The sequence below is a fragment of the Armatimonadota bacterium genome, assembly GCA_020354555.1.
Classification (GTDB): Bacteria; Armatimonadota; Hebobacteria.
This window is the reverse complement of record CP070648.1, coordinates 225692-236503: the sequence shown is the minus strand read 5'-3', so window position 1 is coordinate 236503 and position 10812 is coordinate 225692. Positions and strand designations below refer to the sequence as shown.

The 10812-nt window shown below is 67.1% G+C and carries 12 protein-coding genes; 4 read left to right on the top strand and 8 right to left on the bottom strand.

Going from position 1 to position 10812, the window contains the following annotated elements; translation table 11 throughout:
• The 4 genes from JSV65_00950 to surE form a co-directional block, all read right to left on the bottom strand.
• A partial coding sequence (locus JSV65_00950; protein ID UCH34951.1) for a hypothetical protein occupies positions 1 to 400 on the bottom strand: 400 nt, incomplete at its 3' end.
• A gap of 194 nt (positions 401 to 594) precedes the next feature.
• Complete coding sequence (locus JSV65_00945; GenBank protein ID UCH34950.1) at positions 595 to 1035, bottom strand: NAD(P)H-dependent oxidoreductase; 441 nt, start codon at positions 1033 to 1035, stop codon at positions 595 to 597.
• A gap of 71 nt (positions 1036 to 1106) precedes the next feature.
• Positions 1107 to 1478, bottom strand: coding sequence for a cupin domain-containing protein (locus JSV65_00940; GenBank protein ID UCH34949.1), 372 nt, complete (start codon positions 1476 to 1478; stop codon positions 1107 to 1109).
• A gap of 89 nt (positions 1479 to 1567) precedes the next feature.
• The gene (gene surE, locus JSV65_00935) at positions 1568 to 2341 is read right to left on the bottom strand and encodes a 5'/3'-nucleotidase SurE (GenBank protein UCH34948.1); all 774 of its coding nucleotides are present in this window, start codon (positions 2339 to 2341) and stop codon (positions 1568 to 1570) included.
• A 512-nt stretch (positions 2342 to 2853) separates the two neighbouring features.
• Between surE and JSV65_00930 the strand changes: the two genes are divergently transcribed.
• The 4 genes from JSV65_00930 to JSV65_00915 all read left to right on the top strand — a co-directional run bounded on the left by JSV65_00930 (position 2854) and on the right by JSV65_00915 (position 8470).
• Positions 2854 to 4620: a TIGR03960 family B12-binding radical SAM protein gene (locus JSV65_00930; GenBank protein UCH34947.1), complete on the top strand. Its 1767-nt coding sequence runs from the start codon at positions 2854 to 2856 to the stop codon at positions 4618 to 4620.
• Positions 4621 to 4657: 37 nt separating this feature from the next.
• Entirely contained in the window at positions 4658 to 5362 is a 705-nt protein-coding gene (locus tag JSV65_00925; protein ID UCH34946.1) for a DUF2344 domain-containing protein, read from the top strand.
• A gap of 34 nt (positions 5363 to 5396) precedes the next feature.
• Entirely contained in the window at positions 5397 to 7238 is a 1842-nt protein-coding gene (locus JSV65_00920) for an Rne/Rng family ribonuclease (protein ID UCH34945.1), read from the top strand.
• Positions 7239 to 7306: 68 nt separating this feature from the next.
• Positions 7307 to 8470 carry a 4Fe-4S binding protein gene (locus tag JSV65_00915; protein ID UCH34944.1) on the top strand — a complete coding sequence of 388 codons (1164 nt, stop codon included), beginning with the start codon at positions 7307 to 7309 and terminating at the stop codon, positions 8468 to 8470.
• Positions 8471 to 8518: 48 nt separating this feature from the next.
• Here the strand turns inward: JSV65_00915 and JSV65_00910 are convergent, their stop codons facing one another.
• The 4 genes from JSV65_00910 to JSV65_00895 form a co-directional block, all read right to left on the bottom strand.
• Positions 8519 to 8818: a rubrerythrin gene (locus JSV65_00910; protein UCH34943.1), complete on the bottom strand. Its 300-nt coding sequence runs from the start codon at positions 8816 to 8818 to the stop codon at positions 8519 to 8521.
• 40 nt (positions 8819 to 8858) lie between these two features.
• Positions 8859 to 9716 carry an ATP-binding protein gene (locus JSV65_00905; protein ID UCH34942.1) on the bottom strand — a complete coding sequence of 286 codons (858 nt, stop codon included), beginning with the start codon at positions 9714 to 9716 and terminating at the stop codon, positions 8859 to 8861.
• Positions 9713 to 10549: an ATP-binding protein gene (locus JSV65_00900; protein ID UCH34941.1), complete on the bottom strand. Its 837-nt coding sequence runs from the start codon at positions 10547 to 10549 to the stop codon at positions 9713 to 9715. Before JSV65_00900 ends, JSV65_00905 begins: the two co-directional genes overlap by 4 nt.
• Positions 10550 to 10648: 99 nt before the next feature.
• On the bottom strand, positions 10649 to 10812 hold a 164-nt coding region (locus JSV65_00895), incomplete at its 5' end, for an SAM-dependent methyltransferase (GenBank protein UCH36661.1).

Below are 10812 nucleotides of genomic sequence, written 5' to 3'. Positions count from 1 at the left end.
GCAGCGCCACCCACATCACCGCCCCGGCAGCGACGGACCACGCACCCACGCGCAGCAGCAAGAAAGTCATCGCCTCGGGTGCAATGTCGAGGTCGGCTCTTCCGAGCACAAGCGCCGGCGGCAGCGCGATTGCGCCGAGGATGTGGTAGAGGAATCTGTCCTGATCGGCGCCGGCGCGTCGCAACAGCGCCGCGGCCGCGCCAACCACGGCCCCGAGGACGCCGAAGGCGACCCAGCCGAGCGCAGCGTAAACGCCGACGGTGACGCCCCATAGGCCCCAGAAATCCGCCGCCCGGAGCACGCGGCCGTGCGCGCCCGCCGCCGCCACGGCCTCACTCACCCCCACAATGATGCCGACGACCATGCCGACGGCTGCCGCTGTTTGCAGATGAGTTCGCATGTCAGATCAGGGTGTCCCGTGTCTCCTGTTTGTCCACACCGTGGGTTGTCGCCCCGGCCGTGCCAGGCGCCGGGACGAGCAAAGCCGTGCGCCCCGCCGCGCCCGGGGCGCACCTCCCCTCTTCTGTATTCTACCCCTGACCGGCGCCGGCAACGGCGTGCGCCCGCCTCTGCGGCGCTGCAACAATACGCCCCTCAGCACGCCTCGGCGACGCGCTTGCCGTACGCGCGGCAGGCTTCGATATCATCCGCGCTCGGTTGACCCTCACAGACGGGGCCGCCATCCACGACCTTCATGCCGTGAATATCGAGCGCCCATGTCAAGGCCTGGAGCGCGCGCTCGCCGTCGCGGCGACCGCCGGTGGAAGTGAACACGCCGCCGACCTTGTCGCGCAGATGCTGGTACACGGCGATGGAATCGTCCACCAGCTTCTTGGCCTGCCACGCCATGTTGCCGAAATATGTCGGCGAGCCCAGGATTACGGCATCGAGTTCAGTCCACTTCTTCGGGTCGGTTTCCTCGACGCGCTGCACGGTCACCTGCGCGCCCGCGCTCTCGCAGCCCTCGGCCACGGCGCGCGCCATGGCCTCGGTATTGCCCCCGCTGCTGAAATAGAAGACGCCGATAACAGCCATCGTCAACCTCCTCGCTCGCTTCGATGGGCAATCATTCCCCCGACGCGGCTCAGGACAAGCGAGGATCGCTCCTACTCCTCGTCTTCTTCGATCTCCGTATCCTGATGCCCGTAAGGCGGCGACGAAACGCAGAGAAACACGAGTTCCTCGTCCCCGATGTTGACGACGCGGTGCCGCGCGCGGCGCGGGATCAGGACCGCCTGGCCGGCGCGGATCTCCGTCTCTTCATCGGCGACGGACAGCAGGCCGCGACCGGCCGTGACATAGTAGACCTCCTCGCTCACTTCATGGTAATGAAGCGCGGTGGATGCGCTCGGTTCGAGCGCGGCTTCAGCCAGGCTAAGGTTGCGCACCGGCACGCGGTCGGGGTGGACGATTTCCCGAACCAGGCTGCCGTCCTTCGTGCGATACGCAGGGATGTCTTCGCGATTCACGATGTCCATGGCCCACCTCCGACGAGGCACCCGGCGGTTTCCAAAGGTCGCCGCCGCCGCCATACTGATTGCGCGTGCGCCCTATCCGGTGTTTGCAGCTACGGGTCGCCGCGCCAGCGGTCGCCGATGCCCCACTTGCCCAGTTCCCCGAGGAAGACGTGATGCGTGAGATCGAGATGGATCGGCGTGACGGAGATCATGCCCACGGCGACGGCACCAACGTCGCTGTCGCGGTCGGTGTCCTGGCTGTCGAGGTCGCCGCCGAGCCAGTAGTAGGGCCGCCCGCGGGGGTCGAGACGCTTCTCAACCCGGCTGTGGTAGCGGCGCCGGCCCTGGCGGGTCACCGCGACGCCGGCGATGGCGGAGGGCGCCAGGTCCGGGACGTTGACGTTGAGGAACGTGTCCGGCGGCAACCCTTTCTCGTTGACGATGGAAGCGAGCTGGCACGCGAACTTGGCGGCGGCATCGAAGCTCGAGATGTCGAACGACGCGACCGAGATGGCGAAGGCGTTGACCCCGTAGATGGCTGCCTCCATCGCCGCGGAAACGGTGCCGGAGTAGGTCAAGTCTTCGCCGAGGTTGGGCCCCTGGTTGATGCCCGAGATAACGAGATCGGGAGGCGGGTCGAGGCTGCTCATGCCGAGCAGGACGCAGTCCGAGGGCGTGCCGTTGGTGCTGTAGCCGACGACACCCTCGAGCAGTGCGACCTCCTGCATGCGCAGCGGCTTGTGCAAGGTGATTGCGTGCCCGGTCGCGCTGCGAGGGCGATCGGGGGCGATGGCGGTGACGTCACCGACCTCACGCAGGTGACGCGCCAGCGCGACCAAACCTGCCGCGTGAACGCCGTCATCGTTGGTGACCAGGATGCGCAAGAAACAGCCTGCGATCGTTATTGCGAGCGCAGCCGGCCGCGTCCTCCGCGATATGCCAAAGTGCGCCGCGGGCGCAGCTGTTCGCCACCTGCCGACCTCTTTTCGACGCCGGTTGACCCGTCCCTGCGCGTCGGTGGATGGTCCTGTCGGGCGCCGCGCCACAAGCGATGGAAGTGCCGTTCATTATCCACGTTATCTGTTTTCAATGCGCGCGCGATATGTGGAATATATGGTCAGGAGGGATGCGTAGTGGCGATGGGTCGTTGAGAGTACCGGCGTGTGATCCCTCCCTTAGCCTCCACCGGAAGGGCAGAGGTGAAAGAGTCCTCTGCCCTTCACATTTTACAGCCCCGCAGCGCCCTATGCGCGTCCCCACCGCGGCCCGGCACCGCGCACCGGCTCTGCCCCGCTTGCCGTCGCGTTTGATCGTGTCATCCGGCCCCACGCCTGCCGTCCGCCTCCGGTTTGTGCTATAATTGCCCCAAGCGCTATCTGCCCGCGTGAAATCACCGATGCCGACGTCCCAAGCGGACATCCTACCTTACGTCACCAAACCCGCCCGTTACACCAATCGCGAGTGGAATGCCGTCCACAAGTCGCATGAAGGCGCGCGAGTCCGCGTCGCGCTCGTGTTTCCCGATGCCTACGAAGCCGGCATGAGCCACCTCGGGTTGCGTATACTCTATCACGTCCTAAACGAGCAGGACGGCTGCGTTGCCGAGCGCGCTTTCAGCCCGTGGGGCGACATGGAACAGGAGATGCGTGCGGCGGCGTGGCCGCTGTGCTCGCTCGAATCGGCGACTCCCCTATCCGAATTTGACCTCGTTGGCATCACACTGCCCTACGAGTTGAATTACACTAACGCCCTCAACGTCCTTGATCTCGCAGGTTTGCCGCTGACGTCCGCCGAGCGCGACCAGCGCCATCCGCTGGTCATCGCCGGAGGCGTGTGCGCGGCGAACCCGGAGCCGCTCGCCGACTACGTGGATGCCTTCCTGTGGGGCGAAGGCGAGGACGCGATCGTCGAGTTGGCCGAGGCGGCCCAGGACGCGCGTTCCTCCGAGCGCGACTCGCTGCTGCGGCATCTGGCGCGGATCGAAGGGGTGTACGTGCCGCGCTTCTACCATGAGCGGCGCGACAACGGACGGTTCGCCGGCATGACGGCGGCGGCGCACGCGCCTGCCGCGGTGACGCGCCGGGTCGTGGCGGACCTCGATGCAGCTCCGTACCCGGTGCGCCAAATCGTCCCGTTCGTCGAGACGGTGCATGACCGGCTGACGTTGGAGATTATGAGGGGGTGCGGGCGGGGATGCCGGTTCTGCCAGGCGGGGGCATGCTATCGGCCCGTGCGCGAGCGCTCGGCGCAGACGATTCTGCGCCTCGCGGAGGAAGGACTGCGCGCGACGGGATATGACGAGGTCTCTCTGCTCGGGTTCAACAGCCCGGATCATTCGGAGATCCAGGAGATCGTGGACGGACTGGCGGGGCGGTATTCCGACGAACGGGTCAGCGTCAGCCTGCCGTCGCTGCGGATCGACACGTTCTCGGTGCGGCTGGCGCAGCGGCTGGGAATGGTGCGGCGCGCCGGGCTCACGTTCGCGCCCGAGGCCGGGACGCAGCGTCTGCGCGACGCGTTGGGCAAGCGAGTGACGGAGGACGACCTGTTCCAGGCGGCCCGCGCGGCGTTCGAAAGCGGCTGGCACAGGATCAAGCTCTATTTCATGGTCGGCCTGCCGGGCGAGACTGCCGAGGATGTCGAGGCCATCGCGGACCTGGTCCTGCGTTTGCGGCAGATGGGGCGCGAGATTCTCGGCAACCAGCGGCGCGGGCGGCTGCGCATCGCCGTGAGCGTGAACGCCTTCACGCCGAAGCCGCACACGCCAATGCAGTGGTGCGCGCAGGACTCGCGGGAATCGCTCGAGGCGAAGTTTGGCGCGCTGCGCGGCAGGTTGAAAATCAAAGGCGTACAACTCAGTTACTCGGACCTTGCCGCGTCGCGCCTCGAAGCGGCGCTCGCGCGCGGCGACCGGCGCATCGGTGCGGTTGTCGAAGGGGCGTGGCGCGCGGGATGCCGTTTCGACGCCTGGGACGAGCACTTCAAGCCGCAGGCGTGGGGCGAAGCGTTCGAGTCGGCGGGGCTCGATCCGGCGGAGTACGCGAACCGCCCCGTGCCGGTGGATGCAGCACTGCCCTGGGATCACCTGGACAGCGGCATGAGCAAGGACACCTTGCGGCGCCAGGCGGAGATGGTCGCCGCCGCGGCCGCGCCGAGCGCCTGAGTGCGTCGGACGAGAAGGTCGAAGGACGCAGGTTACGATGCAGCAGATCGTCTGCCGTTTCGCCAAGGGTGAAGCGGTCAAGTACATATCGCACCTCGACCTGATGAGGGCACTGGAGCGCGGGATGCGCCGCGCGCGGCTTCCCCTCGCCCACACCGAAGGCTTTAACCCGCGTCCGCGCGTGTCCTACGCGTCGGCGTTATCGGTGGGGCATACCAGCGACGCCGAACTGATGGCCGTCGCGCTCACGGATCCGATGGATCCGACCGAGCTGCGCCACACGCTGAACCTCAATCTCCCGCACGGCCTTCAGATACTGCAGGCCTGGGCGACGCCCCCGCACAAGCGCAAGACGACGCTGGGCGACACCGACACCGCAGAGTACGTCGTGATCGTCGAAGGGGCGTTGGATGAGCTGAGCCTGGCCCGGCGTGTGGACGAGTTCCTGGCACGCGACGAGGTATGGATCACACGCGTCCGCGAGAAATCGGCAAAGGACCTCAATCTGCGGCCGCTCGTCGGATCGGTGACGATTGCGCGCGCGGATGCTCGGGAGGCCGAGCTGCACCTGCGGTTGCGCACGGGCAGCTCGGGCGGCGCGAGGCCTGAGGAGGTGCTGGCCGCGCTCGGCATCGAGGGGCGCGGATTTCGCACGCGCATCCACCGCAATGCTTTATACGCAAGCGGCGCGTCCGGCCGCGCGGCGCGGCGCAAGCTGCGACGGCTGGTGGGAGACGGGTGAAGGGCGCCGAGGTCGGCGAGTGAGGAGTTGAAACATGCCTGACAAGAAGAAGACGGCCCCCCGCAAGACGCGCAAGCGCAAGTCCGCGGCAGTGAAGTCGCCGCAGGCGGATTCGAGGATCAGCAAGGAGATCCTGATTGACGCCGGGGATCTCGAGACTCGCGTCGCCATCCTGGAGAACGGCGAGTTGGCGGAGCTGTACGTCGAGCGCGAGCCGCGCATCGTCGGCAACATCTACAAGGGGAAGATCGCCAACGTCGTGCGCGGGATGGATGCGGCATTTGCTGACATCGGTACGCAGCGCAACGCATTTCTCAGCTTCGACGACGTAATTCTCAGGCAGGCGGAGGAGGATATCGGCCCCGCGAACGAAGTGCGGCACGCCGGTGACGGCGAGATGCTGAAGAGCGGCCAAGAGGTGCTGCTCCAGGTCGTGCGCGGGCCGATGGGGCCGAAGGGGCCGCGCGTGAGCACTCGGCTCGCCATCCCTGGGCGCTACCTCGTGCTGCTCATGGGCAACGGCAACTACGTTGGGGTGTCGCGGAAGATCGACAAGGACGCCGAACGCCAGCGGCTGCGCCAGATCGCCGAGCGCATACGCCCGAAAGACCACGGGATCATCGTGCGGACCGAGGCCGAGGGCAAAGGCGTCAAGGTTCTCAAGCAGGACCTCGACTACCTGACCGAACTCGCCCGCCGCATCCAGGAGAAGTCCGGCCAGGTCAAGGCCCCGGCCCTGCTCCACGAAGACCTACCGCTTATCAGTCGCATCATCCGCGATACGTTCAATCGCCAGGTCAAGCGCCTCGTCGTTGACTCGAAGCAGGTGTACGATGACGTGCTCGAACTCGTGGCGTTGAGCGCTCCCCAGCTCAAGCAGCGGGTGACATTGTACCGCGACAAGTTGCCCCTGTTCGCGGCGCACGGGATTGAGGAGGAGATCGAGCGCTTGCTGCGTCGGCGAGTGGGGCTCAGCACCGGCGGCTACATCAGCGTTGACGAGACCGAGGCGCTGACCACCATTGACGTCAACAGCGGCCGCCTTACCGCCACCAGCGGCCTCGAGGAGACGATCCTGCGCACCAATCTCATCGCGGCCGACGAGGTCGCCCGCCAGCTCCGGCTGCGCGACCTGGGCGGCATCATCGTCATTGACTTCATTGACATGGACAAGGCCAAGCACCGCGACCGCGTCATGGCCGCCTTCGAAGCCGCCCTGCGCCGCGACCGCGCCAAGACCAAGACCGTGCACCTCAGCCCGCTCGGCCTCGTGGAGATGACGCGCAAGCGCACCACCGGCAGCCTGCTTCGCCTGTTGACCCAGGATTGCCCGTGCTGTGGCGGCACGGGGAGGATGCGCTCCGCACTCTCCGTCGCCCTGGGCATCGAACGCGACCTGGCGCAGCGAGCCGTGCAAGAGGAGCGCGCCGACGCCTTCATCGTCCGCGCTCATACCGACGTCGCCGCCATCCTCGTCGGCTATGCCGGGGAACGCGCGAAGCAAACCGAGAAGGCGATCGGGCGGCCGGTGTACGTCCGCACGTCCGGGGCCGCGAGCGTCGAGCAGATGGAGGTCCAGGCCACCGACACGCGCCAGGTGGCAGAGCAGATACCGCTGCTCAAGCGCGGTGACGTGGTGACCGCGCGGGTCGTCGCACAGGAGTCTCCCAGCGACCTCGCCCTCGCCGAGGCCAACGGCTGCCTGATCGGCATCGAAGCTGACAAGGAGATCGCTGCGCCCGAGGTGGAGGTGCGTATCAAGCAGGTGCAAAACTCCTTCGCCACCGCCCAGTTGGCGGAGAAGCCGGCCGCAAAGAGGACGACGCGTCGGCGCCGCCCGCGGCGCCGCAAGAAGACGCCCGCCAAATCTGAATAACTGCTGCGGCCTACCTCGATCCTTGCTATAGAGCGCCGAGCGACGCGGCTGTGAGATAGGAGCCGATCTTGCCCGACCTCAGTCTCGCCACGGAATACATGGGAGTGTCACTGGCTAACCCACTGATCGTCGCCTCCGCCGGCATCACGGAAACCGCGGATCGGCTGCGACGCGCCGAGGACGCCGGGGCCGGCGCGGCGGTTATGAAATCGTGGTTCGAGATGGACATCGTGCGCCAATCGCCGACGCCGCGCTTCCGCCTCCTGCGCCGGGGAGTGCCCGGCTTCCGCTCAACGACGTTGTACTCCTTCGAGCAGGCCAGCGGCTTCGACCTCGACCGCTACGCGGAGGAGGTGCGCCGCGCGAAGGAAATCCTTGACATGCCCGTCTTTGCGAGCGCCAACTGCGTCAGCGACCGGGGGTGGACCGAGTTCGCGCAGGCGATGGAGCAAGCCGGCGCCGACGGCCTCGAACTCAACGTGAGCTGTCCCTTCGGCCCGCAGATGCTGGGGCAAACGGTGGTGCAGGACGAGATGGTGCGCGTGACGCGTCTCGTCAAATCGGCAACGCGCGTGCCGGCGGCGACGAAGATCACCCCGCAGTTGGCGAATCCCGTGGCGGCCGCGCGCGCTATCCAGGATGCCGGCGCCGACGGGCTCGTGATGTTCAACCGTTTCACCGGCCTCGACGTTGACGTGGAACGAGAGCGCCCGATTATGCACGGCGGCTATGCGGGTCACGGTGGGCCGTGGGCGCTCCAGTACGTCCTGCGCTGGATCAGCGCGACCTACCCGCAGGTATCAGTCCCCATCGCATCGAGCGGCGGCGCTGCCGACGGCGCGGACGTCGTCAAGCTCATCCTGTGCGGGGCGACGGCGGTGGAAACGTGCGCGGCGGTGGTCCTCGGCGGCTGGGAAGTGATCCCCCGTCTGCTGCAAGGGCTCACCGACTTCATGGAGTCAAAGGGGTACGCGTCGCCGAGCGCGTTCCGCGGGAAGGTGTGCGCCAGCGTCATCCCGATGGAGGAGGTCGATCGGCGGCGGGTGGCCGTCGCCGAGATTGACGCGGAGCGGTGCACGGCGTGCGCGCTCTGCGAGCGCGTGTGCATCTACGATGCGGCGCAGCCCTCAAACGAGAAATACGCCGTGCTCGCCGAGGCGTGCAGCGGCTGCGGCCTGTGCGAGCAGGTGTGCCCCGCGCGCGCGATCGCGATGTCGCCCGTCACAGACTAGCCTGCACGCACCCGGGGCCGCGCCCTGCCGCTTGGAAGACCGGGCAGCTCAGCCCGTCTCCTGCGCCATGTCTTCCACTTCCTGCTTGCCCTCGTCGAGCAGCCGCGCTTCGTCCGGTGCGAGGCGGCGCAACAGTTCGAGGAGTTCCCCGGCGTGCACGCGCTCCTCGTCGGCGATGTCGAGCAACACCTTCTTCGCCAGTGCGTTCTGGGCTGCCTCGGCCTGGGCGGTGTACATGTGCACCGCTTCCTCTTCTGCCGCGACCGCGATGCGGATCGCCCGGATCAGCTCCTGGTCGCTCATCGGCCGCGGCACGTTCCCGGAGAACGGGTTCGCGAAATCCGGCATGTGACGCTCCTTTCCATTTCCCACGGAGATTATAGCCGCATCACAGCGACCGGGCAACCGCTTGCCAGAGATCAACGATGGCGGCCCGGGCCAGCCCATCCGATGCATGCTCGACGAGCGGCACGCCTTCTACGGTGGATTCCGCGACCGCGTCGTCGAACGGTATGCGAGCGAGCGGCAAGGCGTCCGCTGCCTCCCCCACTTGCTCGATCTCCTCGGCCAACTGCGGATTAAGGTCCCACTTATTGACACAGAGGCCGGCGGGCACGCCGAAATGCGCCGCAACCTGAAGCACCCGCTCCATGTCGTGCCGCCCCGGAGGCGTCGGCTCGGTGACGACGAGCGCGTAGTCCACGCCGGCAAGCGACGCAATGACCGGGCAGCCGATGCCTGGTGAGCCGTCGGTGAGAATCAGCTCCGCTCCGGCGTCGCCGGCGAGTCGCCGCGCGCGCTCGCGAACCTGAGTCACGAGCTTGCCGCTCGCCTCAGCGGCGGGGTTCAGTCTGGCGTGGATCAGCGGGCCATACCGCGTGTCGGACACGAAGATGCGCCCGGTGGGCTCCTCGCGCATGGCGATGGCACCCGCGGGGCACACGACAGCGCATACCCCGCAGCCCTCGCAGCGCCGCGGGTTGATTTCCAGGTCCGAGATCGCGCCGAACCGGCATGACTGCTCACACAGCCCGCAGCCAGTGCACGACTCGGCGTTCATCACAGCGAACGCCGCGCCGATGTACTCCTCCTCGCTGCGCATCTGCGGGGCGAGCAGCAGATGGAGGTTCGGCGCGTCCACATCGGCGTCCGCCAGGACCTTGCTCTCGCTCAGCACTGCGAAGGAGCCGAGCACCGTTGTTTTCCCCGTGCCGCCCTTGCCGCTGATGACGAGCAATTCCTTCACGACGGCGTGCTCCTTCGAATCTCACCGAACAGGCCGCGGAAGCGCTCGCCATACTCAGGGAAGGCGTCCACGAGGCATCGCCCACGCGAATACGCCTCAGCGATCTCGCGGCGGAACGGGATCCTCATCAGCGTGGGAAGACCGCGCTCGCGGCAACCTTCTTCGATCAAAGCATCGCGCCGCCCGCTGCGGTTGATGATGACGCCGGCGGGCACGCCGAGTTCCTTCGCGGCGTCCGCCGCCATGACCATGTCGTGAAGCCCGAACGGCGTCGGCTCCGTCACGAGCAGGCAGAAGTCGGCACCCCCGATGACCTCGACTACGGCGCACGCTGTGCCTGGCGGCGCATCCACGACCGCGCAGGTGTCGGACTCGATTTCGGCCAGCTCGCGTTGCACGATGCGCACCGCCGACGGCTCCCCCGGTCTCAGGCGCCCCTGAACGAACCGCATTCCGCGGGCGTTTCCGATCTCAACTTCCCCTATCTGACGCTGCACCTCTCTCACCGCCCGCTCCGGACACACGACCAGGCACCCACCGCAGCCGTGGCACAGCTCGGGGAAAACGAGGACCTGCCGCTTGACGACCGCCAAAGCGTTGAAGTGGCAGAACTCCGCGCACTTGCCGCAGTAGGTGCAAGAATCCGGGTCAATTTCCGGGACCATCATGTGGACCGGCACCGTGTGCTCGATGCGCGGATGCAGGAACAGATGCGCGTTCGGCTCCTCGGCATCGGCGTCCACGAATTGCGCCTGGGGCAGCGACAGGGCCAGGCTGGTGGCAACGGTCGTCTTGCCGGTGCCCCCTTTTCCACTGGCAACGACTATCCTCATCACTGTGATTTCACATCGCGATCCGGCGCGCGTTCAGTGCAGCCACCGCCCGGCGGCGCCCATTCTTCCCTCCACGCCAGGACTCGGCGCACAAGCTCCCTAGCCCGACTTGATGTCGAGGACGGGGCTGCCGTCGAGGGCGTCGAGCCCTTCGACGACGAGACGATTGCCCGCGCGGCGCACGAGGCGCACGCGCGTCATGCCAATGGGATTCGGCCGCATTGGGCTGTGCAGGGCAAAGACACCCGTGAGCGGCCTCGACG